The organism is Streptomyces sp. NPDC058052, from assembly GCF_042885515.1.
Taxonomy (GTDB): Bacteria; Actinomycetota; Actinomycetes; order Streptomycetales; family Streptomycetaceae; genus Streptomyces.
The window spans coordinates 13,233-38,791 of record NZ_JBHVRX010000047.1; the positions used below are offsets into that span (position 1 = coordinate 13,233).

The window sequence follows — 25,559 nt, forward strand, 5'->3', positions numbered from 1 at the left end:
CCGGGCCACACCCTTTGGCTCCACCCCCCCGCGGGTTCCCCCCCCCCCCGCCCCGCGGGGGGGGCCCCCCCGCGTTCGTCCTTTGCGGGTCGGGGCGGGGGGGGCCCCCGCGCTGGGGTTTGGCGGGGGGCCCCCGCCGCTCTCTACGCTCGGCGCGCCGATAGTTAGGAACGTTTCCTAACGAGTGATTGCCTTGAAGAGAATGGGAGTTGTCATGCGCCGACGAAGCGTCATCCCGCTCGGACTCGCCGCTCTGCTGGCCCTGCCCCTCACCGTCCTGCCCCAGACCCGGGCCGAAGCCGCCGACGGCCTCGTCTCCCAGGGCAAGACCGCGACCTCCTCGTCCGTGGAGGGCTCCGGCTTCGGCCCGGGCCTCGCCGTGGACGGCAGCACCGGCACCCGCTGGGCCAGCCTGGAGGGCGTCGACCCCCAGTGGATCCGGATCGACCTCGGGGCGAATCACACCCTGTCCCGGGTGAAGCTCGACTGGGAGGCCGCGTACGCGAAGACGTACCGCGTCCAGAGCTCGGCCGACGGCTCCACCTGGACCGACCTCTACACGACGACCACCGGAGACGGCGCCGTCGACGACCTCACCGTCTCCGGCAGCGGCCGGTACGTCCGCGTGTACGGGACCGGGCGGGGCACCCCGTACGGCTACTCGCTCTGGGAGTTCCAGGTCTACGGCTCGCCCACCGGCGGAGGCGGCGGCACCGGCCCCGCCGTGCCCTTCGGCAGCCATCTCAGGCCCTACGCCGCCGGCATGCTCAAGCCCTCCGGCACCCAGGCCGCGCTCGACCAGAAGGTCGTCGACTACTACAACCGCTGGAAGTCCGCCTTCGTCCGGCAGAACTGCGGCAACGGCTGGTACCAGGTCGTCTCGCCCGACGCCGACCACCCCTACGTCGCCGAGGCCCAGGGCTACGGCATGGTCATCGCCGCCACCATGGCCGGCGCCGACCCCGACGCCAAGAAGATCTTCGACGGCCTGGTCAAGTGGAAACTCGACCACCCCTCGTCCATCAACCCCGACCTGCTCGCCGCCGAACAGGACGTCAACTGTCGCAGCGTGAACGGCGGCGACGGCGCCACCGACGGCGACATGGACGTGGCCTACGGCCTGCTCCTCGCCGACAAGCAGTGGGGCAGCACCGGTACGTACGACTACAAGGCGCTGGCCCTCAAGCACATCGCCGCCATCAAGAAGGACGAGCTGAACTCCACCACCAAGCTCCTCAAGCTCGGCGACTGGTCCAGCGCGGGCGACCAGTACTACTACATCTCCCGCACCTCCGACTGGATGGTCGACCACTTCCGCGCCTTCCGCGCCGCCTCCGGCGACACGACCTGGGACGCCGTCCGCACGGCCCACCAGACCCAGATCGCCAACCTCCAGTCCGTCTACGCCCCGAGCACCGGCCTGCTCCCCGACTTCGTCGTCGACACTCACACCTCTCCCAAGCCGGCCCCGAACCAGGTCCTGGAGGACCCCAACGACGGCCAGTACTGGTGGAACGCCTGCCGCACCCCGTGGCGCATCGCCGACGACGCCGTCACCAGCGGCGACGCCAAGTCCCTGGCCGCCGCACGCAAGTTGAACGGCTGGATCAAGGGGAAGACCGGCGGCGACCCGAACAAGATCGCCATCGGCTACAAGCTCGACGGCACCCAGATCTCCGCCGGCGGCGAGGCCGCCTTCTTCGCCCCCTTCGCCGTCGCCGCCATGACCGACTCCGGCAGCCAGGCGTGGCTCGACGCCCTGTGGAACAAGATGGCCGCCACCCCGATCGACACCGGCAGCTACTTCTCCGCCAGCATCCAGCTCCAGGTGATGATCACGGTCTCCGGCAACCACTGGGTCCCGTAACCCCGGCCCCGGTGGCGCCGGTTCAGCCCGCGGGCACCAGCCCCCGGCCGGGATCGGCCCGGACGCCCGCCTGCCGGACGGCGGGGCCGCAGCCCTCGCCGTTCGGGTGGAACGCGCGCAACGCGACCCGCGTGGAACGGTCGTGCACGACCCGGCCGCCCCCGGCCGGGTCGGTGACCGTGAACCGCACGGTCACCTCCCGGGGCCCGTCCGCCTCCGGCAGGGGCACGTCGAAGAAGGTGGCGACGTCCCCCCCGCGGCGGGTCCGTACGCTCCCGGCACTCCTCGTCGGCGCGGAGCGAGCAGCGCGCGCCGTCCGGGAAGTCCCCGGACCGCCGGCTCACCGTCACGCCGGACTCGGCGCCGATCGAGGTGCAGACTTCCCGGGCCCCGACTGGCAGCCCGCCGTCAGCGACGCGACCGCGGCGGCGGCCGGCCCGGCGAGCAGGAGGCGTCTTCCGGGGGAGCGCGGCACGGAGCCCGCCGGTGTACGGATCATGAGGCGTGGACTACAGGCAGAGCGCCGGGACTTCAAGGGGGGTCCCGGCACCCGTCCCGCCGGAACTCCCGACCATGATCACCTGAACGAGTGAGCGGACCGCCGGAGCGGCCCGCCCATGGTCCATCCTGGCCCGGTGCGCGCCCGGCGGGGGCGCCCCCACCCCCCTTCCACCAGGAGCCGGACGGCATGAACCAGCGCACCACCCCGGGCGAACGCCCCGACGCACAGGCCCTGTTGCTCGCCGCCGGCCTCGCCGACCTGGTGGTGGACACGATCGGCGGCGCCGCCGGATCGCTCCGCTCCCTCCTCGGCCGCTCCGACTCCGCGGACCTTGCCCACGACGCCGCCGCCGACCTGCGCGCCCGCGGCCGGCTCGCCCTCGACCGCCTCGGCCCCGGCCGGGACGGCACCGGCGGCCTCGCCCACATGGAGGTCCTGGCCCGCGAGGCCCTCGCCCGCAGGGCCGCCTCCGTGGCGACCCCCGATGAGTGACGTCTGGGCGCCGGAGGCGTTCAAGACCCGTACCGACACCGTCCTCGCCGGCTTCCTCGACGACGAGGCCGCCGAACTCCTCGCCGTCGACGACGCCCTCGACCCGCTCGCCGAGGCCCTGCGCACCACCGCCCGGCACGGCAAACGGCTCCGCGCCGCCTTCTGCTACTGGGGCTGGCGCGCCGCGGGACAGCCCGACAGCGACGCCCTGATGCGCGCCGCCGCCGCGATGGAACTCGTCCACGCCGCCGCCGTCGTCCACGACGACCTCATCGACGACAGCCCCCTCCGGCACGGCCGCCCCACCGCCCACCACGCCTTCGCGACGCTGCCGCACCCCCGCCGGCGCCCCCGCGAGACGGCCCGGGCGCTCGCCCTGCTCCTCGGCGACCACCTGATGGCCCTCGCCGGCCGCCTCTACAGCGAGTCCGGGCTGCCCGCCGCGTACCTCTCCCGCGGCCGGCCCCTCTGGGCCGCCCTCGCCCGCGAACTCGTCGCCGGGGAAGCCCTGGAGATCCTGCACACCGGCGGCCTCCCGGACACCGGCACCTCCCTCAAGGTGATCCGCTACAAGACCGCCAAGTACACCGTCGAACAGCCCCTCCTCCTCGGCGCCCTCCTCGCCGGCGCCCCGGCGCCCCTCCGCGAGGGGCTCTCCCGCTACGGACTGCCGCTCGGCGAGGCGTTCCAGCTCCGCGACGACCTGCTCGGCCTCTTCGGCGACCCGGCCCGCACCGGCAAGGCCCCCCTCGACGACCTCCGCACCGGCCGGCCCACCGTGCTCCTCGCCGAGACCTGGAGCGCCGCCGGCCCCGCCCAGCGCGACCTGCTGCGCCGCGCCCTCGCCGGCGACCGGCCGCCGGAGGCGGACGCGCTGCGGGAGGTCCGCGCCCTCATGGCGGAGCTCGGCGCGCCCGCCCGCGTCGAGCGCCTGATCGCCGGCCGGGTCGAGGAGGCCGTCCGCACCCTCGACGAGCTCGACCTGCCCCGCGCCGCCCACCGCGCCCTCACGGACCTGGCCCACCGCGCCGCCGTCCGCCACCACTGACTCCCGGACCGCCCCAGCCGCCGTCCGCCACCCCCGGACGGCCCCCGCCGCAGTCCTCAGGCCCGCCGCCGCAGCCCTCCTCCGGCGGCCCCGCCGCGCCGCCGCCACCCCCGAACCCTGGAGCGCACGCCGTGACCAGCACCGACGCCCCGACCGCCACCCCGTACACCGACGCGTCCCTCGATGCCCTGCGCCACAGCGGCGACGAGCTCGCCGACGCGGTCGTCGCCACCCTCTTCGAGCGCGGCGAGGTCGGCCTCTTCAACTCCCTCATGCGGTACGTCTCCGTCTCCGGCCAGGAACTCCCCTCCGGCCTCCCCGACGTCGCCCGCGAGTACCTGGAGACCACCGCCGTCCCGCCCGCGTGGGTGGACTGGAACGAGATGGAGAAGGCCCGGCTCTTCTTCACCGACAACAACGTCCACATCAACACCGCCCTCTCCTTCGCCGCCATGCCCGCCTGCTACGTCGTCCCGCGCGTGGCCCGGCTGCTCTCCGCCACCCACGGGCTGCGCTACCCGAGCAAGCGCATGGCCGAGACCGGCCAGTTCACCGTCTACCTCATGCGGCCCGACGCCTTCGAGGCCGGCGGACGGTTCGTCCCCGCCGCCCAGAAGGTCCGCCTCCTGCACGCCTCCATCCGCCACCACCTGATCCGCTCCGACCGCTGGGACACCGCCGCCGACGGCGTGCCCATCTGCCAGGAGGACATGATCGGCGGGCAGATGTTCTTCTCGATGCTGGTCCTCGACAGCCTCCACCGGCTCGGCATCCACATGTCGACCGAGGGCGCCGAGGCGTACTACTACGCCTGGCGGGTCGTGGGGGCGATCCTCGGCGTCGACCAGACCGCCGTGCCCCGGACCCTCGACGAGGCCCGCAGCTTCCTCGACCTCTACCTGCTCCGGCACATGGGCCCCTCGGAGGAGGGCGTCCTGCTGACCCGGCAGCTGATCGACCTGTACGAGGAGGTCGTCCCCGGCACCTTCTTCGACCCGGTCGTCTCCGCCCTGATCCGCCACCTCGTCGGCGACACCTGCGGCGACTGGCTCGGCGTCCCCCGCAGCCGCTGGGACACCGCGGTGAAGGCACTGCCGGCGCTCCTCGGCGTCCTGGAGTCGGTGGAGGACGCCTCGCCGTTCGCCGGCTGGGCGCTCGACCGGCTCGGCCACCTCACCTCGGTCCTCGAACTGTCGACGCTCACCCGGGGCCGCGTGATGCACTACGCGATCCCGGAGCACCTCAGGAAGGAGTACGGCGTCGACGCGGGCGTGACCCGAGACCGCCGCTGGACCCCGCCGCCCGCCACGGTCTGACGCGACCGGCCTCCGGCGGGTGTCCCCCCGGGCGCGCCCCACGACCGGCTGCCGTCCGGCCCCACCCCGGTGCCTCGCCCGGCCGGACCGGCGCCCGCTCGGCCGCCTCTCCTCGCACACCGCCCCGAACTGGCCGAAAATGGTCTCACCGGTGAAGGTGAGGTGCGCATGGACAGCGAGCGGAGGGCACTCGGCGACGAACCGCCGTCCGGCCGGCGCGACCGGTTCACGGTGGACGTCCGGCCCGCCTGGGGCACGGAGACCGTCGTCGTCGTCCCGAGCGGGGAGCTCGACCACGACACGGTGGAGCCGCTGCGCACAGCCCTGGAGAAGCACGAGAACGCGGCACGGATCGTCGTCGACTGCGCCGGCCTCGACTTCTGCGACTCCACCGGCCTGAATCTGCTGCTCAGGGCCCGCGCGCGGGCCCTGAAGTCCGGGACGCGGCTGGAGCTGGCCGGGCTGCGGCCCCCCGTGGACCGGATGTTCGAGATCACCGGAGCCTTCCACGTCTTCCGCGTCTACGCGGACGTGGGCGAGGCCCTCGCCGCCGACGGGCCGGACGAGTCCGGCCCCGAGGACCGGACGTGACGGGCCCCGTCGTGCGGGAGGGCGGGACGACCCAGGGCGACGGGACACCCGCGCAGACCCGCAGGCTGCTGCTGCACGGCAGCGCGGGCGCCGTCTCGCGCTGCCGCGACTTCACCGCGCGGGCGCTCGCCGACTGGGGCTGGATCCCCGCCGAGAGCGCCCAGGCCCGCGAGCGCGTCGAGGACGTCCTGCTGCTGGTCTCGGAGGTGGTCACCAACGCCTGTCTGCACGGCGGGGGGCCGGAGGAGTTCGTGCTCCGCCACGCCGACGGGCTGCTGCGCGTCGAGGTGGCCGACCACAGCCCCGAGCACCCGCGCCGGATGGCGCCCCGCTCTCCCTCGCTGCCCGGTGGCCACGGCCTCATGGTCCTCGACCGGCTGGCGAGCGACTGGGGCTCCTCGGACCGGGGCCCGGGGTCCACAGGCAAGGTGGTGTGGCTGGAGGTCAGCAGGCCGTCGCGTCCGCCGTGGCGCCGTCGTCCAGCAGACCGGCCCTGAGCTCGCCCAGGATCCGGGCGAGCAGCCGGGAGACGTGCATCTGCGAGAGGCCGACCCGCCGGCCGATCTCGGCCTGGGTCAGCTCCTGGCCGAAGCGCAGCGAGAGGATGAGCCGGTCGCGCGCGTCGAGCCGGGCGAGCAGCGGCCGGAGCGAGTCCAGGTCGTCGATCAGCTCGTAGGCGGGTTCGTCGACGGCGGTGCGCCGGCCGGAGGTGCCGCGCGGAGCGTGGTCGGACTCGTCCTCGCCGATGGGGGCGTCCAGTGAGCGGGCCGTGTAGCCGTTGGCCGCCAGCTCTCCCTCGGCCACCTCCGCGGCGGTCAGGTGCAGGCGTTCGGCCAGCTGCTCCCGATCGGGCCGGCGGCCGTCCCGCTGCTCCAGGGCGTCGGACGCCTTGGCCAGGTCGATCCGCAGCTCCTGGAGGCGGCGCGGCACGCGCACGGCCCAGCCGGTGTCCCGGAAGAACCGCTTCATCTCGCCGACGATCGTCGGCAGCGCGAAAGCCGAGAACTCCACGCCCCGGTCCGGGTCGAACCGGTCGATCGCCTTGATCAGCCCGATCGTCCCGACCTGCACGATGTCCTCCGTCGGCTCGGGCCTGCCGCGGAACCGCCGGGCGCCGAACTTCACCAGGCTCAGGTTCAGCTCCACCAGCGTGTTGCGGACGTACGCGTGCTCCGGGGTCCCCGCGTCCAGCTCGCGGAGGCGCAGGAAGAGCGCCACGGAGAGGGTCCGGGCGTCGTCCGTCGTCGCGGCGATCGGGTTCTCCGGCTCGGAGAGCCCCCCGAGGGCCCGCTGACGGACCTGCGCCGCGGTGCGCGGGCGACCGCCCTCGTGGGCGCGTAGGGAGGTGCGGACGGCTGGGGACGGACGGTACGCGGTTCGGCCGATGGCCATGGGTTTCCGATCGACGGTTCCGGTGGGCCGGCGCCGCCATCGGAGGGAGGGCGGGTGTCACGGTCCGTCGGTTGAGCGTCCTCACTAGGGAGGATTCCCCCATGGGTGGTTTTGATGCATTTGGGGGTTTAGTGGCTTTAGGTGTGGTCAGGCGCTGGCCATGACGGAAGGCCAGCGGACTCGTGCGAGGGCGTGCTCCCGGCGGTATGCGCTCGGCGGAGGGCCGGGCACCGCGGGCCGGCTTCGCGACCTCACCTCGCAGGCCGTCACGGACTGGTACGCACCGCTCTCGCCGGAGGCCCGGAGGGCCGCCGACGACATGCGGCTGCTCGTCACGGAGCTCGTCGCCCACGCGGTGCGGCGCGGGGGAGTCCCGTACGAACTCCGCCTCGACCGCTCCGTCGACGGGGTGTGGCTCCAGGTGAGCGACACCGCATCCGGCGGCCCCTGCCCGGAGGGGCGGCACCGTCCGGGCATGCCTTCCGGCCACTGCCTCTACCTGGTGCAGCGGCTCGCCGCCGCCTGGGGCTGGTTGCCCCGGGACCACGGCCGGACGGTCTGGTGCGAGGTCCCCTTCCCGCCGGCGGCGGGACGCGGCCGGCCGTCTGAAGAGATCCGGGGCGGGTAGCCGCCCGGAGGGGACGACCCCGCCGCCGGGCGGGCCCGAGGAGGTGGCCGCGATGGAAGAGATCCGGCTCTCCGCGCGCGAGCGGCGCGTACTGGCCGAGATCGAGGAGGACCTGTGCGCGGACGACGGCCTCGCACGGCGCATGGCCGGCCGGCGGTCCCGTCCGCGCCTGCCCCGGCCCCGAGGCCGAGGCGGTGGTGCCGCGATGCTCGGGGTCGCGGTGCTCGGGGCGGCGACGCTCGCCCTCCTCGTCCTCGCGGTGGCGACCTCCGCACCCGCCCTGGTCTGGGCCTTCGCCGCCACCTGGGCGGCGACGCTGATCCTGCTGCTGCGCCTGGCGGTCCGCTGGACCCGGCGGCACGCGGGCGGCGGACGGCCCGGTGACTGAACCGAACGAGAGGAGCGCACGATGCCCCGCGGATCGAACGCCAAGCGCGAGCGGCAGTACGAGCACATCAAGGAGAGCGCGCTGGACCGCGGCGAGAGCGAGAAGCGCGCGGAGGAGATCGCCGCCCGCACGGTCAACAAGGAACGGGCCCGGGCGGGCGAGTCGAAGACCGCGAGCAAGAGCTCGACCGACGACATGTCCTCGTCCAAGCGCGGCGGACAGCGCTCGCACAGCGGCGCCCAGGGACCGACCTACGACCAGCTCTACGCGGAGGCCCAGCGCCGCGACCTGCACGGACGGTCACAGATGAACAAGGCCGAGCTGAAGAAGAAGCTCGGCCACTGAACCACCGAGGACCCCGGCGCTCCGCCCCCAGCCCACCGGACCGCCGGGGCCCGCCCCTGCCCGGGGCCCGGGGCCCGTCCCGCCCGGGTGGCGAACCGGGCGGGGGAGCCCCGCCCGGGGCCTCGGACCGCCGTATGGCGGGGAAGCCCCGGACCCCCGCATCCCGCGGACGCCCCGCTCAGCGCACGGGACCGGTCGGATCCGCCGGCCGCGCGCCGACCACGCCCCGGACGACGCCCAGCGCCACCAGGTCCTCCGGCCGCAGCCGCAGCCGGTCGGCCGTCGCGTCCGCCTCCTCCGGGGGCCGCTTCAGGATGGCGGTGGCGAGTTCGGGCGCGATCACCGAGAAGTACGCGTCCGGGGTCGCCCAGGTGCGGCCGGGCGCGGCGAGGGCCAGCGCGCCGCCGGAGCCGCCCTCGCCGACGAGCAGCGCGGTGACCGGGACCCGCGCCTCCGCGACGGCGCCGAACAGCTCCGCGATGGCCGGCCCGGCGCCCGCCCGCTCCGCCTCGGCGTCGTTGGCGGCGCCCGGGGTGTCGATCAGCGTCAGCACCGGGATCCCCAGCCGCCCGGCCAGCCGCACGAGCCGGGCGGCGGTGCGGAAACCGGCCGGCCGGGTGGCCGTCCCGCACTGCGCCGCGTACGCGGCCGTCCGCCCGTCCGGGAGGCGGCCGAAGCCGCAGCGCGTCCCCGGGTCGGTGCCGCCCGCGCGGTCGCCGGAGAGCTCCGCCCGCTCGGTGAACACGTCGGCGAGATAGCGGTCGGCCCGGGGCCGTTCCGGACGGCGGGCGCGGGCCACGGCCTCCCGCCCGCTCGCGGACGGCTCCGTGCCGCCGAGCGCGTACGGGGGCGGCACCGGGCCCTCGGCGGGGCGGGTCAGCAGCGAAAGCCAGCGGCCCAGCACCTCCCGCAGCTCCCGCGCCGGGACGACGGCGTCCACGTGCCCGTGGGCGAGCTGGGACTCGGCCGTGTACGCGTCCGGGTCGGCGTCCGGCGGCCGTACCCGGGAGCCCGCGAAGCCGACCTGCGCGCCCGGCAGCGCGAGGACCACGTCGGAACCGGCGCCGAGCGTGGCCCAGCCGCCGCCGGTCGTCGGGTCGCGGAGGACCGCGAGCTGGGGCAGCCCCGCGGCCCGGGTGAGCGCCGACTCGCCCGCGAGCCGCTGGAGCTGGACCAGCGCCCGCATCCCCTCGTGCATCCGGCTGCCGCCCGTCGCGAGGAGCACGGTCACGGGCAGCCGGTGCGCCCGGGCGTGGGCGTGCGCGGCGGCCACCCTGGTGCCGGTGGCCTCGCCGATGGAGCCGCCGAGGAAACCGAACTCGAAGGAGACCAGCACGGTCCGCGTCCCGCCGACCGTGCCGGTCCCGCAGACCACCGACTCGGACGCGCCGGAGCGGGCGGCGGCCGCGGCCCTGGCCAGCCCGTAACCGGGCCAGCCGATCGGCCCGTCGCCGTCGGACGGTCCCTCGGCGCCGGGGAGTTCGGCGAAGTCGTCGGTGACGAGGGCGAGTGCCTCGCGCGCGTTCGCAGGTGCTGTCATCGGGGGCCTCCCGCCCGTCGCCAGGTCCCGTCACCGTACCGTCGTACGCCCGGCCGGGACCGGCCCGCGGCACGGGTGCGGCGGAGATCACCCCGGACCGGTCAGCCGGCCGGCCGCGGGCCCGGCGCGATCCGGTCGGACGGCCGGCCGAGCGCGAGCGCGCCGCCCGCGATCCCGAGGGTCATGCCGAGCACGAAACCGCCCAGATCGGACGCCACCCAGGACCCGAGCGACGCCACGACGCCGACGGCCCCGTACCAGCGACGCCCGCGCGCACGCGCCACGACCAGCACCCCGCAGAGGCACATCAGCAGCGGCAGCGCGTACCGCGCGTCAGCCCCCGCCGACAGCAGCGTGGCGGGCCCGGCCCGCTGGACCAGCAGGATCTCGGCCCCGCCGAGCGCGAGCAGGACCCCGGCGCCGGACGGCCGCCGCCGTCCCCGGTGGGCGCGCCGGCGGCCGGACGCGGGTACGGGCAGGTCCATGCGCTGCTCCTGACGTCGGCGGAGGAGCGGTACGGGAGCGGTCCGGCGCGGAGCGGTGCCGGACGGTGCGCGGCGTCAGAACCGTCCGGACCGTACGACCCCGCCCCCGAGAGGTCAACTCCCGTGCGGGCAAAGCCCGCCGGCTTCCGGCGGGCGACGCCTCAGGCCATGATCCCGCTGCCGTGCGGCGCGTACAGGTCGAGCAGACGCACCCGGGTCACCTGGAGCCGGTGCGCCAGGATCGAACCGACCCAGTAGTACACCGCCGACCCGAACTCCTGGTCCGTGTGGCACATCGAGCGCACCGCCGTCGCGTCGAACTCGTGCGCCCTGACCGGGGTCATCGCCTCCGCCCCCGACTGGCACAGATACGGGGGGAACAGCCAGGACAGACCCACCAGCTCCCCGTGGCGCAGCGTCTCGATCACCGGCGACCCCCGCCCCGGCACCTTGGCGTCCAGACTCACCGCGCCCGTCTTCACGATCCAGAACCGCTCCGCGTGCTGCTGCTCCTCGAAGAGCCGGTCCCCGGACTCGAAGTACACATCCTCGGCGAAGGCCATCAGCCGCTCGCGGTGCTCCGCCGGCAGCGTACTGACCTTGGGTGCGGCACTCCTCATGGCGGGCCCTCCTCCTCGCGCGTACGGCTCCGCTCCCAGTCTCCGCCCGCCGGGCCCGGAGCGCAGGCGGCGGACCCGCCGGATCCCCGCCGCGGGCCGCCCGCCCCGCCCCGCCGGATCCCCGCCGGATCCCCACCGGACACCGCCCCGGCGTGCGTCCCGGCGGCCCAGGGCGGAGCATGAGACCGAGGAGGGAACGGCAGAAGGGGGCGTGAGCCAGGAGGGTGACATGCCCGTCCCGGAAAGGCCCGTCCCGGACGACGGCGACGCGCTCGTCGTCCTGCGCCGGGTCGACAAGCACTTCGGGAGCCTCCACGTCCTCCAGGCCATCGACCTCACCATCCGGCGGGGCGAGGTCGTCGTCGTGATCGGGCCCTCCGGGTCAGGGAAGTCCACCCTCTGCCGGGCGATCAACCGCCTGGAGACCATCGACGACGGCGAGATCCGCATCGACGGCAAGCCCCTGCCCGCCGAGGGCAAGGAACTGGCCCGGCTCCGCGCCGACGTCGGCATGGTCTTCCAGTCCTTCAACCTCTTCGCCCACAAGACCGTCCTGGACAACGTCACCCTGGGACAGATCAAGGTCCGCAAGAAGGACCGCGGGAGCGCCGAGGAGCGCGCCCGCGCCCTTCTCGACCGGGTCGGCGTCGCCGCCCAGGCCGACAAGTACCCGGCGCAGCTCTCCGGCGGCCAGCAGCAGCGCGTCGCCATCGCCCGCGCCCTCGCCATGGACCCGAAGGTGATGCTCTTCGACGAACCGACCTCCGCCCTCGACCCCGAGATGATCAACGAGGTCCTGGAGGTGATGCAGCAGCTCGCCAGAGAGGGCATGACCATGGTCGTCGTCACCCACGAGATGGGCTTCGCCCGTTCCGCCGCCAACCGGGTCGTCTTCATGGCCGACGGCCGGATCGTCGAGGAGACCACCCCCGAGGAGTTCTTCGGCAACCCGCGCAGCGCCCGCGCCCGCGACTTCCTCTCCAAGATCCTCCACCACTGAGCCCCCCGGGGTGATCACCATGAACCCGCTCAGGACCACCAGGACCCTCGTCGCCTCCGCGACGGCCGTCGTCCTCGCCCTCGGCACCGCCTCGCTCGCCCACGGCGCGATGCCCGCCGACCACGACGACGACGACACGATCACCATCGGCATCAAGTACGACCAGCCCGGCATCGGACTGAAGACCCCCGACGGCACCTACACCGGCTTCGACGTCGACGTGGCCACGTACATCGCCAAACAGCTCGGCCACGACCCCGGCGAGATCGTGTGGAAGGAGGCCAAGAGCGCCGACCGCGAGACCATGCTCCAGCGCGGCGACGTCGACTTCATCGCCGCCTCGTACTCGATCAACGACGAGCGGGCCGAGAAGGTCGACTTCGCCGGCCCCTACCTCCTCGCCCACCAGGACGTGCTGATCCGCGCCGACGACGACTCCATCAAGCAGCCGTCCGACCTGAACGACAAGCGGCTCTGCTCCGTCACCGGCTCCACCTCCGCGCAGAACGTCAAGGACGAGATCGCCCCCGACGCCCAGCTCCAGGAGTACGGCGGCTACTCCGAGTGCCTGACCGGCCTGGAGAACGGCGTCATCGACGCCCTCACCACCGACGACTCCATCCTCGCCGGATACGCGGCCCAGGAGGAGTTCAAGGGCAAGTTCAAGCTCGGCGGCTTCGAGCTGAGCAACGAGAACTACGGCATCGGCGTCCAGAAGGGCAGCGACCTCAAGGGCAAGATCAACACGGCCCTGGAGCAGATGGTCGAGGACGGCTCCTGGGACGCGGCCGTCGAGAAGAACTTCGGCCCGGCGAACTACCAGAACGAACCGGCCCCGAAGATCGGTGTGATCGTCGAGTGAGCCGGCCGCCGTGTTCGACTTCCTCGAAGGCTACGACCTCCTGGGCGCCTTCTGGGTGACCGTCCAGCTCACCTTCTGGTCCGCCCTCGGCTCCCTGGTGTGGGGGACGCTGCTCGCCGCCATGCGCGTCGGGCCCGTCCCCCTCATGCGGGGCTTCGGCACCGCCTACGTCACCATCGTCCGCAACATCCCCCTCACCGTCATCATCGTCTTCACCTCGCTCGGCCTCTTCCAGACCCTCGGTGTCGACCTCGGCGCCGACCGCTTCACCACCATCAACTTCCGGCTCGCCGTCCTCGGCCTCACCGCCTACACCAGCGCCTTCGTCTGCGAGGCACTGCGCTCCGGCATCAACACCGTCCCCCTCGGCCAGGTCGAGGCCGCCCGCGCGATCGGCCTCAGCTTCCCCCAGATCCTGCGGATCATCGTGCTCCCCCAGGCATTCCGCTCCGTCGTCGGCCCGCTCACCAACGTCCTCATCGCCCTCACCAAGAACACCACCGTCGCCGCCGCCATCGGCGTCGCCGAAGCCGCCCTGCTCATGCGGGAGATGATCGAGAACGAGGCCCAGCTCATCCTCATCTCCGCCATCTTCGCCTTCGGCTTCATCTGCCTCACCCTTCCCACCGGCCTCCTCCTCGGCCGGCTCGCCAGGAAAGTGGCGGTCAAACGGTGAAGCGCGACCACGACGGCGAACCCGCCACCGTCCTCTACGACGTCCCCGGCCCCCGCGCCCGCCGCCGCAACGTGCTGTGGACGGTGCTCTTCCTCGCCGCCCTCGGCGCCGTCGTCTGGTGGGTGATCGACGGCCTCGCCGCCAAGAACCAGCTGGAGGGGGACAAGTGGGAGCCCTTCTTCACCGACCCGCGCGTCTGGGAGACCTACCTCCTGCCCGCCCTGAAGAACACCGTCGTCGCCGCCGCCCTCGCCATGGTCCTCGCCCTGCCGCTCGGCGCCCTCCTCGGCATCGCCCGCCTCTCCGACCACCGTGCCGTCCGCGGCTTCGCCGGCACCGTCGTCGAGTTCTTCCGCGCGATCCCCGTCCTCATCCTCATGCTCTTCGCCAACGCCGCCTACGCCGAGTTCACCGACATCAGCCCCGAGACCCGCCCCCTCTACGCGGTCGTCACCGGCCTCGTCCTCTACAACGCCTCGGTCCTCGCCGAGGTCGTCCGCGCCGGCATCCTCGCCCTCCCCGCGGGCCAGACCGACGCCGCCAAGGCCATCGGCATGCGCAAGGGCCAGACCATGGCGTACGTCCTCCTGCCCCAGTCCGTCACCGCCATGCTGCCCGCCCTCGTCAGCCAGCTCGTCGTCATCGTCAAGGACACCGCCCTCGGCGGCGCCATGCTCGGCTTCGCCGAACTCCTCGCCTCCGTCCGCCCCATGAGCGCCAACTACGGCGCCAACACCATCGCCTGCTTCACCGTCGTCGCCGTCCTCTTCGTCCTCCTCAACCTCGCCCTCACCACCTTCGCCTCCTGGCTCGAACGCCGGCTGCGCCGCGGCAAGCGCTCCACCGGCGCCGTCGTCACCGCCGAAGCCGTCGACGACCTCGCGACCCCCGGCGAACCTCCCCGCCCCTGACCCCCGGCCCGCAGGGCGGACCGTGCCGGACCGCCCGGACACGGCACCGGGGGAGAGGCGGGACGAGCGGGGGCGCCGCCGGGGAGCGGGCCCGCGACGCCCGCTGACCGGCCCGGGCCCGGCACCCGCGAACCATGACGAACCGGATCGCCGGGAGCTTTCGGCGCGGACATGAGGGACACTGCTCCCGTGCGTGGACATCTACCGGACGAGAACCCGGGATTCGCAGGCCGCCGCACGGAACTGAAGCGCATCACCGCCGCGCTGGCGGAGCACCGCCTCGTCACCGTGACCGGCGTCGGCGGCGTCGGCAAGACCCGGCTCGCGCTGCGCGCCGCCCACCGCGTCCGCCACCGCCACCCCGACGGCGCCTGGTGGGCCGACCTCGGCCAGCTCGACGGCGAACGGCTCCTCGTCGCCCTCGTCGCCGACTCCGTCGACCTCGCCGACCACACCCCCGGCACCGACTCCGGGGCCCTGCGCCGGCGGCTCGCCGAGACCCGCCTCCTCCTCGTCCTCGACTGCTGCGACCACCTCGCCGACGCCTGCGGCCGGCTCGTCGCCGAACTCCTCGCCGCCGCCCCCGGCCTCACCGTCCTCGCCACCTCCCGCCGCCCCCTCGGCGTCCCCGGCGAGCACACCGTCCTCCTCGACCCCCTCCCGCCCGCCGGGGACGACGCCCTCGCCCTCCTCCGCGCCGCCGCGGACGAGCCCCTCCCCGCCGCCGGCCCCGCCGGCGAGATCTGCGTCCGCCTCGAAGGCATACCCCTCGCCCTGGAGCTCGCCGCCGCCCAGATCCGCCTCCAGGGTGCCGAAGCCGTCCGCGACCAGCTCGGCAGCCGCCTCACCGCACCCCCCGAGGCCCGCTTCGACCTTCTCGCCCACCCCGAACGCGTCTGGCCCGCCCGCCACCAGACCCTGCGCGCCGCCATCGGCTGGAGCCACGAACTCGCCGACCCCCTCGAACGCCTCCTCTGGGCCCGCCTCTCCGTCTTCCGCGGCCCCTTCGACCTCCCCACCGCCGCCGCCGTCTGCACCGGCGGCCCCCTCACCCCCGACACCCTCCCCGCCGCCCTCGACGGCCTCGTCCGCGCCTCCGTCGTCCGCCCCGCCGACACCGCCGGCCGCCACCGCCTCCTCGACACCATCCGCGAGTACGGCGCCGGCTGGCTCGACCGCCTCGGCGAGACCGGCACCGTCGCCGACCGCCACGCCGCCCACTTCCGCGCCCTCGCGGGACAGGGCCCCGCCGCCTGGCACGGCAGCCGGCAGCTCCAGTGGTACCGCGCCGTCGACACCCACCACACCGACCTGCGCACCGCCCTCGACCGGCTCCTGCGCACCGACCCCGACGCCGCCCTCGACCTCGTCGGCTCCGTCGCCTTCGCCTGGTCCTGCCGCGGCCGGCTCCGCGAGGCCCGCGACGGCCTCGAACAGGCCCTCCTCCTCAGCGACGCCCGCGGCCGCGCCCGCACCCGCGCCCTGTGGGCCCTCGGCGTCACCCTCGTCCTCCAGGGCGACCTCGGCCCCGCCCAGGACGTCAGCGAACGCTGCGCCCGCGAGGCCCGTCACACCGAACACCCGCCGGACCGGCCCGGCACGCCCTCGGAGCCGTACCGCCCCGGTGAGCTCACCCTCGACGCCGCCGCCCTCGCCGGCCTCCTCGCCCTCACCACCGGCCGGGCCCAGGCCGCCCTGGTCGTCGTCGACCACGTCCTCGCCTCGGCCCGCGGCCGCCCCGCCGACTCCGCGGCCACCCTCCGCTGCCACCTCGTCCGCGTCTTCGCCCTCACCGGCCTCGGCCGGCTCGCCGAGGCCCGCCCCGACGCCCTCGCCCTGCGCGCCCTCTGCGACACGCTCGACGAGCACTGGACCCGGACCGCCCTGGAGTACCAGCTCGCCCTCACCGGCCTCCTGGAGGGCGACCCGGCCGCCGCCGCCGGCCACGCCCGCGCCATGCTCGCCGGCACCCGCGCCCTCGGCGCCGGCCTCGGCGTCGCCCTCGGTCTCGACGTCCTCGCCACCGCGTACGCCGCCGCCGGCGACGGCGTACGCGCCGCCGACGTCTCCGGCACCGGCGAGGCGTACTGGCGGGCCACCGGCCAGCCCCGCCGCGGCCTCCCCGGCCTGCGCGCCCTCCACGCCCACTACACCGCCGGCGTCCGCGCCACCCTCGGCGAACCCGCCTACGAAGAGATCTTCCTCCGCGCCCTCACCGACCTCCCCCAGGCCGGCCTCGACCGCGCCCTGGGCACCGGCCCCGGCTGACACCCACGCGAACGGGCCGCACACCACCGTGCCGCACCGCCACCCCACCGCGCCGCGCGGAACAGCCCTGGCGCCCACCGCGCCCCGCCCACCGGGCGGCCCCGCCGAGGGCGGCGCACCATGAGGGAATGGACCGATCGCCGGGCGACCTGGGCGCCCTCAGCACGCCGGCGCGGGTCGCGGGACCGGACGAGGGCCTGACCGCGCAGGAACTCGCCCTCGCCACCCGCAACCACGGACTCCCGCTGGAAGCCCTCCGCCACGACCTCACCCCGCCGGGCCTGCACTACATCCTCGTCCACTACGACATCCCGGACACCGACCCCGACGACTGGCGGCTCACCGTCGGCGGCCGCGTGCTCCGCCCCCTCGACCTGGACCTCGACGCCCTCCGCGACCGGCCCCCGGTCACCCGCCGCGTCACCCTGGAGTGCGCCGGCAACGGCCGCGCCCGCCTCAGCCCCCGCCCCGTCAGCCAGCCCTGGCTCGTCGAGGCCGTCGGCACCGCCGAGTGGACCGGCGTCCCCCTGGCCGCCCTCCTCGCCGAGGCCGGCTGCGCCGAGGACGCCGTCGAAGCCGTTTTCACCGGCGCCGACCACGGCGTCGAGCGCGGCGTCGAGCAGGACTACCGCCGCTCCCTCCCGCTCACCACCGCCGCCGACCCCGCCCGGGACATCCTCGTCGCGTACGCGATGAACGGCGCCCCGCTGCCGCCCCAGCACGGCAGCCCGCTCCGGCTCGTCGTCCCCGGCTGGTACGGCATGGCCCACGTGAAGTGGCTCCGCGACATCACCCTCACCGCCACGCCCTACACCGGCTTCCAGCAGACCGCCGCCTACCGTCTCCGCCAGGAACCCGGCGAGGAGGGCGAACCCGTCACCCTCATCGAGCCCCGCGCGCTCATGGTCCCGCCCGGATTCCCGGACTTCATGACCCGGGCCCGCGTCGTCCGCCCCGGCACCGTCCCCCTCGCCGGCCGCGCCTGGTCCGGCCACGGCCCCGTCGTCCGCGTCGAGGTCAGCGAGGACGGCGGCGCCGCCTGGACCGACGCCGAGGTCGTCCCCGACCCCGCCCACCCCTGGGCCTGGGCGGCCTGGCGCACCACCTGGACCGCCACCCCCGGCCTGCGCCACCTCACCGTCCGCGCCACCGACGCCACCGGCCGCGTCCAGCCCCTCGCCGCGCCCTGGAACCGCGGCGGCTTCGCCAACAACCTCGTCCAGCGCGTCGAGGTCCTGTGCACCCCCGAGCGCACCTCCGGTTCCACTCCCGCGTCCGCCCCCGAGCCGGGCCCGGCCCCGGCCCCGGAGCCATAGGCCGGAGGCGCGGGCCGGAGCGGCGGGCTCCACCGCGCACCCCGTAGAGTCGGACGCGTCGCCCGTACCCGTCCCGACGAGGAGATTTCCGTGACCGACCCGGCGCCCACCGCCCGCCAGCAGCAGATCGCCCGGGAGCTCCAGGTCTCCGAGAGCTTCGACCCGGCCGCCGAGATCGAGCGCCGGGTGGCCTTCCTCGCCGAGCGCCTCACCGCCACCGGACTGCGCTCGCTCGTCCTCGGCATCAGCGGCGGCGTCGACTCCACCACCGCCGGCCGGCTCTGCCAGCTCGCCGTCGAGCGGGCCCGCGCCGCCGGCCACGACGCGACCTTCTACGCCATGCGCCTGCCCTACGGCGTCCAGGCCGACGAGAAGGACGCGCAGACCGCCCTCGACTTCATCCGCGCCGACCAGGTCCTCACCGTCGACATCAAGGCGGCCGGCGACGCCGCCCTGGACGCGACCCTGGCCGCCGGGGTCGTCTTCCGCGACGCCCACCACCAGGACTTCGTGCACGGGAACATCAAGGCCCGCCAGCGCATGATCGCCCAGTACGCGGTCGCCGGCGCCCAGGACGGCCTGGTGGTCGGCACCGACCACGCCGCCGAGGCCGTGTCCGGCTTCTTCACCAAGTTCGGCGACGGCGCCGCCGACCTCGTCCCGCTCACCGGCCTCACCAAGCGGCGGGTCCGCGCCGTCGCCGCCGAGCTGGGCGCCCCCTCCGGCCTGGTCTGGAAGGTCCCCACCGCCGACCTGGAGACCCTCGACCCGGGCAAGCCCGACGAGGACGCCCTCGGTGTCACGTACGACGACATCGACGACTTCCTGGAGGGCAAGCCCGTCGGCGAGGCCGCCTACGCCTCCATCGTCCGCCGCTACGACCTCACCGAGCACAAGCGGCAGCTGCCGATCGCGCCCTGAGCGCCCCGCGCCGGACAGGCGGATCCTGGAAGGGTGGGAGCCCCGTCCCGCGGGGCCCCGGAAGGGAGCACACCATGTTCGGCGAGACGACGGCGTACAGCAGCTTCTCGGTGGACGACCTGGACGCCGCCCGGCGCTTCTACGGCGACCGGCTGGGCCTGACCGTGGAGGAGACCGGGACCGGGGACATGCGGATGCTGTTCCTGACCCTGCCGGGCGGGGCCCGGGTCTTCGTCTACCCCAAGGAGAACCACACCCCCGCCTCCTTCACCGTCCTCAACTTCGAGGTCGACGACATCGACCGGGCCGTCGACGACCTGGTCGCCCGGGGCGCGACCTTCGAGCGCTACCCCGGCTTCGAGGCCGACGACCGGGGCGTCGTCCGGCCCGGTGACGGCGAGGGCGGCCCGGCGGGCATCGCCTGGTTCACCGACCCCGCGGGCAACGTCATCGCCGTGATGCAGAGCGGGTGACCCCGCACGGGCGGGCCGGTGGGGCGCCGGCCGGCGGACTGTGATCCACTGTGCGGGCGGGGGAGCACGGAGCAGGAACAGCAGCAGGAGCACCGTTGACCACCTACCGCCAGCCCGGCGTCGTCGTCACCGACCACCACTTCCCCGTCCCCCTCGACCACGCCCGCCCCGGCGGCGAGCAGATCGAGGTCCACGGACGCGAGATCGTCGCCAGTGGCCTGAGCGACGCCGAGCGCGAGCGGCTCCCCTGGCTGGTCTACCTGGAGGGCGGCCCCGGCTTCGGCGCCCGCCGCTTCATCGGCCGGCAGGCGTGGCTCGACCGCGCCGTCCGCGAGTTCCGGGTGCTCCTGCTCGACCAGCGCGGCACCGGCCGCTCCACCCCCGCCAACCGCCAGACCCTCCCGCTCCGCGGCGACGCCGCCGCGCAGGCTGAGCACCTGACCCGCTTCCGCGCGGACTCGATCGTCGCGGACTGCGAGCTGATCCGCCGCCGGCTCACCGGCGGCGCGCCCTGGACTGTCCTCGGCCAGAGCTTCGGCGGCTTCTGCGCCGTCCACTACCTCTCCACCGCCCCCGAGGGCCTGGAGCGGGTCCTGATTACCGGCGGCCTGCCGTCCCTCGACGCCACCGCGGACGACGTCTACACCGCCGCCTACCCGCGCGTCCGGCGCAAGAACGAGGCCCACTTCGCCCGGTACCCGCGCGACGCCGAACGCGTCCGCGCGATCGCCGCCCACCTCCTGGAGCACGAGGTCGCCCTGCCCGGCGGCGGACTCCTCACCGTCGAGGCGTTCCAGTCCCTCGGCATCCTCCTCGGCTCCGGCGACGGCACCCACCAGCTCCACCACCTCCTGGAGGGCGCCTTCGTGCCGACGCCCGCCGGCCCCGCCCTCGCCGACGCCTTCCTGGAACAGGTCCAAGCCCACCTCTCGTACGCCGGACACCCGCTCTACGCCGTCCTCCACGAGGCCATCTACGCCCAGGGCCAGGGCCCCACCGCCTGGGCCGCCGAGCGGGTCCGCGCCGGCTTCCCCGAGTTCGACGCCGCCGGGGCGCTCGCCGCCGGCCGTCCCGTCCTGCTCACCGGCGAGACCGTCCACCCCTGGCACTTCACCACCGACCCCGCCCTGCGCCCGCTGCGCGAGCCCGCCGAACTCCTCGCCCGGCGGGACGACTGGACCCCGCTGTACGACCCCGCCGCGCTCGCCGCCAACCGGGTGCCGGTGGCCGCCGCCGTCTACCACGACGACATGTACGTCGACACCGCCCACTCCCTGGAGACCGCCGCCGCGATCCGGGGACTGCGCACCTGGGTCACCGACGAGTTCGAGCACGACGGGGTACGGGCCGGCGGCCCGCGCGTCCTCGACCGGCTGCTCGCCCTCTCCCGCGACGAGCTCTGACGGCCCGTCCGGTCCTCCGCCGTACGCCTTTGGACCCGGTATGCCCCGGGTCCGCCACCCCTCCCGGCGTCCGCGCGCGAAAATCCAAGCACCGGATATCGATCACCCATGGTCGGCAGCCGTCCGGACCGCTACAAGTGACTCCATGAGCGCACACGTCACCGCCGAGATCGCCGGCCAGCCCGACTGCTGGCGCCGAGCCGCCGCCCTCGCCGGGCCGCTCGCCGACCGGTTGCCCCGGCCCGGCGAGCGGGTCGCCGTCGTCGGCTGCGGCACCTCCTACATGATCGCCCGCGCCTACGCGGCCCTGCGCGAGTCCCTCGGCGCGGGCGAGACGGACGCCTTCCCCGCCTCCGACCCGACCCCGCTCGGCCGCGGCTACGACCGCGTCGTGGCCCTCACCCGCTCCGGTACGACCACCGAGGTCGTCGACCTGCTCGCCGGCGCCGCCGGACGCCTCCCCACCCTCGTCCTCACCGGCGTCCCCGACAGTCCCGCCGGGCGCCTCGCCGACCAGGTGGTGGACCTGTCCTTCGCCGACGAACGCTCCGTCGTCCAGACCCGGTTCGCCACCACCGCCCTCCAACTCCTGCGCGCCGGACTCGGGGTGGACCTCGCGCCCTCCGTCACCGACGCCGAACTCGCCCTGTACGAGCCCCTCCCCGCGGCCTGGGAGCGGCGCGGCCAGTTCACCTTCCTCGGCACCGGCTGGACCGTCGGCCTCGCCGAGGAGGCGGCCCTCAAGCTCCGCGAAGTGGCCCGCGTCTGGACGGAGTCGTACCCGGCGATGGAGTACCGGCACGGTCCGATCAGCGTCAGCGACCGCGACAGCCTCGTCTGGTGCATCGGTCCCGTCCCGGCCGGGCTCCGCGAGGAGGTCGAGTCCACCGGCGCCCTGTTCACCGCCGACGCCGTCGACCCGGTGGCCGCCGTGGTCCGCGCCCAGCGCCTCGCCGTCGCCCTCGCCGCCCGGCGCGGCCTCAACCCCGACCGCCCCCGCCACAAATCACGCTCCGTCATCCTCGCCGGAGCGTTCCGCCCCACCGCCGCCGACGCCGCCCGTATCCTGCGGGCATGATCGACACCGAAGCCACCGACCTGCCCGAGCTGCCCGGTGACTGGCGGCGCGCCCTCGCCGTCGTCGCCCACCCGGACGATCTGGAGTACGGCTGCGCGGCCGCCGTCGCGAGCTGGACCGACGCCGGCAAGGAGGTCGTCTACCTGCTGGTCAGCCGGGGCGAGGCCGGGATCGACACGCTCGCGCCCGAGGTCTGCGCCCCGCTGCGCGAGCGCGAGCAGCGGGCGAGCGCCGCCGTCGTCGGTGTGGACACCGTCGAGTTCCTCGACCACCGCGACGGCGTCATCGAGTACGGCACCGCGCTGCGCCGCGACATCGCGGCGGCGATCCGCCGCCACCGGCCCGAGCTCGTCGTCACCCTCAACCACCGCGACGGCTGGGGCGACGGACCGGGCGCGCCCCGGAACACCCCCGACCACGTGGCGGTCGGCCGCGCCACTCTCGACGCGGCGGCGGACGCGGGCAACCGCTGGATCTTCCCCGAGCTCGGCGACCAGGGCCTCACGCCCTGGGACGGCGTCCGCCGGGTCGCCGTCGCCGCCTCCAGCACCCCGACGCACGCCGTCGACGCGGGCCCGGGCCTGGAGCGGGCGATCGACTCGCTGCTCTGTCACCGCGCCTACATCGAGGCCCTGACCGACCAGGAACCGGAGGCGTACGTAAGGGAGTTCGTCACCGCCACCACCTCCCGCGCGTCCGACCGCTTCGGCGGCCGTCCGGCGGTGACCTTCGAGGTGTTCCCTCGCTAGGCTCCGCCGGAGACCGACGGGCATGGGGGGAAATGATGGACGGAGCGGTGGGGACGACGGCCGACCCGGGGGACCCGCGGGTGCGGCGGGCGACGATCCGGGGCGCGATCGGCGGCGCCGTGATCGGGGCCGGGATCGTCCCGTACGGCCTCCTCCAGGCCGTCCCCGACCTCCTCCGGCTCGGCTTCGGCCCCGCGCTCGCCGGGGCCGCGGCGCTCGTGAGCGCGGCGTTCGGCGCCTGGGCCGGCGCCCGCTGGGGGAGGGCCTCGGGGCTCAAGGACTCCACCCTGGACGGGACCGAGACCGTCCTCGCCGCATACGCCGTCGTCCCCCTCGTGGTGGACGGGCGGCCCGGGACGCGCTCCGACGGCGAGCGCTTCGAGCTGCGGACGACCACGCGGCGGATCCAGCTCTGGGACGGGACCGTCTCGCTCTGGAACCACCCGTGGTCCGCCGTCACCCTGGAGACGGTCAAGCGCGAGCTGCTCGTCGTGCGGCGCGGCGACGGGACGATCGCCGAGCTGACGTCCGCCCGCGATCTTCCGCACGGCTGGGACGAGCTGATGCTCGGGGCCCGGCGCGGGGGCCGGGTCCGGGGCTCCTGAGCGCGGCGGGTCAGCCCATCGGCGCCGGCCTGAGGACCGCGAACTCGGCACCGTGCGGGTCGGCGAACCAGGCGAGGCGGCCGACGTCGGGGATGTCCGCGGGCGGGAGCAGGACCCTGCCGCCCGAGACCGTCACCGCGTCCGCCGTCGTGTCGGCGTCCTCGACCTCGATGTACGGGATCCAGCGCGGCCGCTCGCCGGAGTCCTGGAGTTCGGCGGCGCCGCCGAAGGAGGCGGTCTCCTGGTCGCCCTCGGCGGTGGAGATCACCCGGTACGTCATGCCGGGCGCCTCCATCTCCGCCCAGCGCCACTCGAAGAGCGAGCGGTAGAACTCGAGCGCGGGCTCCGGGTCGGGCGTGTGGAGCTCCACCCAGACCAGGGTGTTCCGCGAGGAGGTGCGGTCCAGGCCACGCACCGACCCCGGCTGCCAGACGGCGAACTCCGCCCCCGCCGGGTCGGTGAGCGCGGCCATCCGTCCCGCGTCCATCACGTCCATGGCCCGGACGCGGACCCGGCCGCCCTCGGCGGCCGTCACCATCTGCGACGTGTCCGCGTCCGTGGTCTGGAAGTACACCGTCCAGGCGCTCCGCGCGTCCTCCTCGGTGAGCGGGCCGAGGGCGGCGACGGTCGCGCCGTCCTGCTGGAAGAAGCCGTACCCGCCGGCCTCCGGACCGGCCGAGCGGAACTCCCAGCCGAGCACGGTGGCGTAGAAGTCCGCCGCGGCGGCGGTGTCCGGGCTGCCGAGGTCGATCCAGCAGGGGGAGCCGTGGATGTACTGGGTGCCGAGCATGGGGCGGTGCCGTCCTTCCGTCGTCCTGCGTCCGGGCCGGATTCCGGCCACCATGGCCGATCCTCGGACTTCCGTCCGGGCGACGCGACCGCTGCCGGGCCGGTTCATCCGCTCGGCGCACCGCCTGGGCGGCCCGACCGTCGCCCCCGCCCGGCCCGCGGGCGAGCCGCGCCCGGCGATCGGGACCGCCCGTCCGGCGGCCCGCCCCGCCGCGCCCGGCCGTCCGGTCCACCCGACCGGCGCACCGGTCAGTCCTTCCGGCCGTCCGCCCGGGCGGCCCGCGCCGCCAGGTCGCCCATCAGCAGGTCGCCGTGGAGCGCGGTGCCGGCCCGGTAGCCCGCTCCCGCCGCGTTGACGACCTGCTCGGTCGGGCCGGTCACGTTCCCCGCCGCCCAGACGCCCGGGACGCTCGTCCGCCCCGTCTCGTCCACCTTCACGAAGGAGCCGAACGGGGTCTCGTACAGCTCCGCGCCGAGCTGCCGGAGCACCCCGTCGCGGGTGACGAGCCGGGTCGCCGCCGCGAAGACCACCTCGCAGCCCACGGTCACGCCGCCGGCGAGCCGGACCCCGGTGACCCGGTCGTCCTCGACGGCGATCCCCTCGACCGTCCCCGGCACGGTCCGCACGCCCGCCGCGGCGAGCAGCCGGGCGTCCTGCCCGCCGAGCTCCACGCCGTTCAGGAACAGGGTCACGTCCGGGGACCAGTGGGAGACCATCAGGGCCTGATGGGCGGGCATCGCCGGGTGCGCGAGGACCCCGAAGGGCCGGTCGCGGACCTCCCAGCCGTGGCAGTACGGGCAGTGCAGCACGTCGCGGCCCCACCGTTCCGCCAGCCCCTCGATCTCCGGCAGCTCGTCCACGAGTCCGGTGGCCACGACCAGGCGCCGGGCGGTGAGCGCGGTGCCGTCGGCCAGGGTCAGGGCGAAGCCGTCGCCGTCCCGGGCGACCGCCGTCACCTCGCCCGGCCGGACCTCGACCCCGTACGCGTCGAGTTCGCTCCGGCCCACCGCCAGGAACTCCGCCGGGCTCATGCCGTCCCGCGAGAGGTAGCCCTGCAGGTGCGCGCTGGGCGCGTTGCGCGGTGCGCCCGCGTCGACGACCAGGGTGCGGCGCCGGGACCGGCCCAGGATCAGCGCGGCGCTGAGCCCGGCCGCCCCGCCGCCGATCACCACGGCCTCGTAGGCGTTCTCGTCGGGGGAAGGGTTCCCGGGCGAATCCACGGCGGCGTCCGGGGCCGCGTCCGCCGGGGTGCTGTCCAATGCTGCGTTCACGGGAGGGTTCATGCTCCGAGCG

General features: G+C 75.1%; 28 protein-coding genes. 21 read left to right on the forward strand and 7 right to left on the reverse strand.

Features of this window, described 5'->3' with window-relative positions:
• Positions 1 to 214 precede the first annotated feature (214 nt).
• On the forward strand, positions 215 to 1,867 hold the full coding sequence (locus ACFVU3_RS36910) for a glycosyl hydrolase family 8 (protein ID WP_390073158.1): 1,653 nt from the start codon (positions 215 to 217) through the stop codon (positions 1,865 to 1,867).
• 22 nt (positions 1,868 to 1,889) lie between these two features.
• Here ACFVU3_RS36910 and ACFVU3_RS36915 read toward each other — a convergent pair whose 3' ends face one another.
• Positions 1,890 to 2,096: a hypothetical protein gene (locus ACFVU3_RS36915; protein ID WP_390073159.1), complete on the reverse strand. Its 207-nt coding sequence runs from the start codon at positions 2,094 to 2,096 to the stop codon at positions 1,890 to 1,892.
• A gap of 459 nt (positions 2,097 to 2,555) precedes the next feature.
• Here ACFVU3_RS36915 and ACFVU3_RS36920 point away from each other — a divergent pair, with 459 nt between their 5' ends.
• The 5 genes from ACFVU3_RS36920 (at position 2,556) to ACFVU3_RS36940 (ending at position 6,313) form a co-directional block, all read left to right on the forward strand.
• On the forward strand, positions 2,556 to 2,861 hold the full coding sequence (locus tag ACFVU3_RS36920; RefSeq protein WP_390073160.1) for a polyprenyl synthetase: 306 nt from the start codon (positions 2,556 to 2,558) through the stop codon (positions 2,859 to 2,861).
• Positions 2,854 to 3,909 (forward strand): polyprenyl synthetase family protein, encoded by a 1,056-nt coding sequence (locus ACFVU3_RS36925; RefSeq protein WP_390073161.1) that lies wholly within the window; start codon positions 2,854 to 2,856, stop codon positions 3,907 to 3,909. The genes ACFVU3_RS36920 and ACFVU3_RS36925 overlap by 8 nt, the downstream gene beginning before the upstream one ends.
• 131 nt (positions 3,910 to 4,040) lie before the next feature.
• On the forward strand, positions 4,041 to 5,225 hold the full coding sequence (locus ACFVU3_RS36930; RefSeq protein ID WP_390073162.1) for an oxygenase MpaB family protein: 1,185 nt from the start codon (positions 4,041 to 4,043) through the stop codon (positions 5,223 to 5,225).
• Positions 5,226 to 5,393: 168 nt separating this feature from the next.
• On the forward strand, positions 5,394 to 5,816 hold the full coding sequence (locus tag ACFVU3_RS36935; protein WP_390073163.1) for an STAS domain-containing protein: 423 nt from the start codon (positions 5,394 to 5,396) through the stop codon (positions 5,814 to 5,816).
• The gene (locus ACFVU3_RS36940; protein ID WP_390073164.1) at positions 5,813 to 6,313 is read left to right on the forward strand and encodes an ATP-binding protein; all 501 of its coding nucleotides are present in this window, start codon (positions 5,813 to 5,815) and stop codon (positions 6,311 to 6,313) included. The genes ACFVU3_RS36935 and ACFVU3_RS36940 overlap by 4 nt, the downstream gene beginning before the upstream one ends.
• On the opposite strand, the gene ACFVU3_RS36945 is transcribed toward ACFVU3_RS36940, so the two are convergent.
• The gene (locus ACFVU3_RS36945) at positions 6,261 to 7,208 is read right to left on the reverse strand and encodes a SigB/SigF/SigG family RNA polymerase sigma factor (protein ID WP_390073165.1); all 948 of its coding nucleotides are present in this window, start codon (positions 7,206 to 7,208) and stop codon (positions 6,261 to 6,263) included. The two genes, ACFVU3_RS36940 and ACFVU3_RS36945, sit on opposite strands and share 53 nt — an antisense overlap.
• A 160-nt stretch (positions 7,209 to 7,368) precedes the next feature.
• Here ACFVU3_RS36945 and ACFVU3_RS36950 point away from each other — a divergent pair, with 160 nt between their 5' ends.
• The 3 genes from ACFVU3_RS36950 to ACFVU3_RS36960 are packed head-to-tail and all read left to right on the forward strand — an operon-like array spanning position 7,369 to position 8,569.
• Positions 7,369 to 7,836: an ATP-binding protein gene (locus ACFVU3_RS36950; protein WP_390073166.1), complete on the forward strand. Its 468-nt coding sequence runs from the start codon at positions 7,369 to 7,371 to the stop codon at positions 7,834 to 7,836.
• Positions 7,837 to 7,888: 52 nt separating this feature from the next.
• A complete protein-coding gene (locus ACFVU3_RS36955) occupies positions 7,889 to 8,224 on the forward strand; it encodes a DUF3040 domain-containing protein (protein WP_390073167.1) in 336 nt (111 codons plus the stop codon).
• Positions 8,225 to 8,245: 21 nt separating this feature from the next.
• Positions 8,246 to 8,569 carry a plasmid stabilization protein gene (locus tag ACFVU3_RS36960; RefSeq protein WP_390073168.1) on the forward strand — a complete coding sequence of 108 codons (324 nt, stop codon included), beginning with the start codon at positions 8,246 to 8,248 and terminating at the stop codon, positions 8,567 to 8,569.
• A gap of 178 nt (positions 8,570 to 8,747) precedes the next feature.
• Here ACFVU3_RS36960 and ACFVU3_RS36965 read toward each other — a convergent pair whose 3' ends face one another.
• The 3 genes from ACFVU3_RS36965 to ACFVU3_RS36975 form a co-directional block, all read right to left on the reverse strand.
• Complete coding sequence (locus ACFVU3_RS36965; protein ID WP_390073169.1) at positions 8,748 to 10,109, reverse strand: carboxyl transferase domain-containing protein; 1,362 nt, start codon at positions 10,107 to 10,109, stop codon at positions 8,748 to 8,750.
• Positions 10,110 to 10,210: 101 nt separating this feature from the next.
• Positions 10,211 to 10,594 carry a DUF6114 domain-containing protein gene (locus ACFVU3_RS36970; RefSeq protein WP_390073170.1) on the reverse strand — a complete coding sequence of 128 codons (384 nt, stop codon included), beginning with the start codon at positions 10,592 to 10,594 and terminating at the stop codon, positions 10,211 to 10,213.
• A gap of 161 nt (positions 10,595 to 10,755) precedes the next feature.
• A complete protein-coding gene (locus tag ACFVU3_RS36975) occupies positions 10,756 to 11,214 on the reverse strand; it encodes a cyclic nucleotide-binding domain-containing protein (RefSeq protein WP_390073171.1) in 459 nt (152 codons plus the stop codon).
• Between the two features lie 229 nt (positions 11,215 to 11,443).
• On the opposite strand from ACFVU3_RS36975, the gene ACFVU3_RS36980 reads away from it, so the two are divergent.
• The 12 genes from ACFVU3_RS36980 (at position 11,444) to ACFVU3_RS37035 (ending at position 23,476) form a co-directional block, all read left to right on the forward strand.
• Complete coding sequence (locus ACFVU3_RS36980; protein WP_390073172.1) at positions 11,444 to 12,214, forward strand: amino acid ABC transporter ATP-binding protein; 771 nt, start codon at positions 11,444 to 11,446, stop codon at positions 12,212 to 12,214.
• Between the two features lie 19 nt (positions 12,215 to 12,233).
• A complete protein-coding gene (locus ACFVU3_RS36985; RefSeq protein WP_390073173.1) occupies positions 12,234 to 13,076 on the forward strand; it encodes a glutamate ABC transporter substrate-binding protein in 843 nt (280 codons plus the stop codon).
• A 10-nt stretch (positions 13,077 to 13,086) separates the two neighbouring features.
• On the forward strand, positions 13,087 to 13,752 hold the full coding sequence (locus tag ACFVU3_RS36990; RefSeq protein ID WP_390073174.1) for an amino acid ABC transporter permease: 666 nt from the start codon (positions 13,087 to 13,089) through the stop codon (positions 13,750 to 13,752).
• Positions 13,749 to 14,663 carry an amino acid ABC transporter permease gene (locus ACFVU3_RS36995; protein WP_390073175.1) on the forward strand — a complete coding sequence of 305 codons (915 nt, stop codon included), beginning with the start codon at positions 13,749 to 13,751 and terminating at the stop codon, positions 14,661 to 14,663. Before ACFVU3_RS36990 ends, ACFVU3_RS36995 begins: the two co-directional genes overlap by 4 nt.
• Before the next feature lie 171 nt (positions 14,664 to 14,834).
• Positions 14,835 to 16,931 (forward strand): ATP-binding protein, encoded by a 2,097-nt coding sequence (locus tag ACFVU3_RS37000; RefSeq protein WP_390073176.1) that lies wholly within the window; start codon positions 14,835 to 14,837, stop codon positions 16,929 to 16,931.
• Positions 16,932 to 17,059: 128 nt separating this feature from the next.
• On the forward strand, positions 17,060 to 18,247 hold the full coding sequence (locus ACFVU3_RS37005; RefSeq protein WP_390073177.1) for a sulfite oxidase: 1,188 nt from the start codon (positions 17,060 to 17,062) through the stop codon (positions 18,245 to 18,247).
• A 90-nt stretch (positions 18,248 to 18,337) separates the two neighbouring features.
• Positions 18,338 to 19,168, forward strand: coding sequence for an ammonia-dependent NAD(+) synthetase (nadE, locus tag ACFVU3_RS37010; protein ID WP_390073178.1), 831 nt, complete (start codon positions 18,338 to 18,340; stop codon positions 19,166 to 19,168).
• A gap of 74 nt (positions 19,169 to 19,242) precedes the next feature.
• On the forward strand, positions 19,243 to 19,641 hold the full coding sequence (locus tag ACFVU3_RS37015; protein ID WP_390073179.1) for a VOC family protein: 399 nt from the start codon (positions 19,243 to 19,245) through the stop codon (positions 19,639 to 19,641).
• Between the two features lie 95 nt (positions 19,642 to 19,736).
• Positions 19,737 to 21,044: an alpha/beta fold hydrolase gene (locus tag ACFVU3_RS37020; protein ID WP_390073180.1), complete on the forward strand. Its 1,308-nt coding sequence runs from the start codon at positions 19,737 to 19,739 to the stop codon at positions 21,042 to 21,044.
• Between the two features lie 145 nt (positions 21,045 to 21,189).
• Positions 21,190 to 22,122, forward strand: coding sequence for an SIS domain-containing protein (locus ACFVU3_RS37025; RefSeq protein ID WP_390073181.1), 933 nt, complete (start codon positions 21,190 to 21,192; stop codon positions 22,120 to 22,122).
• The gene (locus ACFVU3_RS37030) at positions 22,119 to 22,871 is read left to right on the forward strand and encodes a PIG-L deacetylase family protein (protein ID WP_390073182.1); all 753 of its coding nucleotides are present in this window, start codon (positions 22,119 to 22,121) and stop codon (positions 22,869 to 22,871) included. Before ACFVU3_RS37025 ends, ACFVU3_RS37030 begins: the two co-directional genes overlap by 4 nt.
• A 47-nt stretch (positions 22,872 to 22,918) precedes the next feature.
• Positions 22,919 to 23,476, forward strand: coding sequence for a hypothetical protein (locus tag ACFVU3_RS37035; protein WP_390073183.1), 558 nt, complete (start codon positions 22,919 to 22,921; stop codon positions 23,474 to 23,476).
• A 10-nt stretch (positions 23,477 to 23,486) separates the two neighbouring features.
• Here ACFVU3_RS37035 and ACFVU3_RS37040 read toward each other — a convergent pair whose 3' ends face one another.
• Both ACFVU3_RS37040 and ACFVU3_RS37045 read right to left on the reverse strand, forming a co-directional pair.
• A complete protein-coding gene (locus ACFVU3_RS37040; RefSeq protein WP_390073197.1) occupies positions 23,487 to 24,266 on the reverse strand; it encodes a VOC family protein in 780 nt (259 codons plus the stop codon).
• A gap of 248 nt (positions 24,267 to 24,514) precedes the next feature.
• Entirely contained in the window at positions 24,515 to 25,549 is a 1,035-nt protein-coding gene (locus ACFVU3_RS37045) for an NAD(P)/FAD-dependent oxidoreductase (RefSeq protein WP_390073184.1), read from the reverse strand.
• Positions 25,550 to 25,559 lie beyond the last annotated feature (10 nt).

Bases quoted from the DNA above. Each gene is read 5' to 3' on its own strand.
- ACFVU3_RS36910 (WP_390073158.1), top strand. From the start codon at position 215: ATGCGCCGACGAAGCGTCATCCCGCTCGGACTCGCCGCTCTGCTGGCC.
- ACFVU3_RS36920 (WP_390073160.1), top strand. From the start codon at position 2,556: ATGAACCAGCGCACCACCCCGGGCGAACGCCCCGACGCACAGGCCCTG.
- ACFVU3_RS36925 (WP_390073161.1), top strand. From the start codon at position 2,854: ATGAGTGACGTCTGGGCGCCGGAGGCGTTCAAGACCCGTACCGACACC.
- ACFVU3_RS36935 (WP_390073163.1), top strand. From the start codon at position 5,394: ATGGACAGCGAGCGGAGGGCACTCGGCGACGAACCGCCGTCCGGCCGG.
- ACFVU3_RS36945 (WP_390073165.1), bottom strand. From the start codon at position 7,208: ATGGCCATCGGCCGAACCGCGTACCGTCCGTCCCCAGCCGTCCGCACC.
- ACFVU3_RS36950 (WP_390073166.1), top strand. From the start codon at position 7,369: ATGACGGAAGGCCAGCGGACTCGTGCGAGGGCGTGCTCCCGGCGGTAT.
- ACFVU3_RS36955 (WP_390073167.1), top strand. From the start codon at position 7,889: ATGGAAGAGATCCGGCTCTCCGCGCGCGAGCGGCGCGTACTGGCCGAG.
- ACFVU3_RS36960 (WP_390073168.1), top strand. From the start codon at position 8,246: ATGCCCCGCGGATCGAACGCCAAGCGCGAGCGGCAGTACGAGCACATC.
- ACFVU3_RS36965 (WP_390073169.1), bottom strand. From the start codon at position 10,109: ATGACAGCACCTGCGAACGCGCGCGAGGCACTCGCCCTCGTCACCGAC.
- ACFVU3_RS36970 (WP_390073170.1), bottom strand. From the start codon at position 10,594: ATGGACCTGCCCGTACCCGCGTCCGGCCGCCGGCGCGCCCACCGGGGA.
- ACFVU3_RS36975 (WP_390073171.1), bottom strand. From the start codon at position 11,214: ATGAGGAGTGCCGCACCCAAGGTCAGTACGCTGCCGGCGGAGCACCGC.
- ACFVU3_RS36980 (WP_390073172.1), top strand. From the start codon at position 11,444: ATGCCCGTCCCGGAAAGGCCCGTCCCGGACGACGGCGACGCGCTCGTC.
- ACFVU3_RS36985 (WP_390073173.1), top strand. From the start codon at position 12,234: ATGAACCCGCTCAGGACCACCAGGACCCTCGTCGCCTCCGCGACGGCC.
- ACFVU3_RS37000 (WP_390073176.1), top strand. From the start codon at position 14,835: ATGAGGGACACTGCTCCCGTGCGTGGACATCTACCGGACGAGAACCCG.
- ACFVU3_RS37005 (WP_390073177.1), top strand. From the start codon at position 17,060: ATGGACCGATCGCCGGGCGACCTGGGCGCCCTCAGCACGCCGGCGCGG.
- ACFVU3_RS37015 (WP_390073179.1), top strand. From the start codon at position 19,243: ATGTTCGGCGAGACGACGGCGTACAGCAGCTTCTCGGTGGACGACCTG.
- ACFVU3_RS37025 (WP_390073181.1), top strand. From the start codon at position 21,190: ATGAGCGCACACGTCACCGCCGAGATCGCCGGCCAGCCCGACTGCTGG.
- ACFVU3_RS37030 (WP_390073182.1), top strand. From the start codon at position 22,119: ATGATCGACACCGAAGCCACCGACCTGCCCGAGCTGCCCGGTGACTGG.
- ACFVU3_RS37040 (WP_390073197.1), bottom strand. From the start codon at position 24,266: ATGCTCGGCACCCAGTACATCCACGGCTCCCCCTGCTGGATCGACCTC.
- ACFVU3_RS37045 (WP_390073184.1), bottom strand. From the start codon at position 25,549: ATGAACCCTCCCGTGAACGCAGCATTGGACAGCACCCCGGCGGACGCG.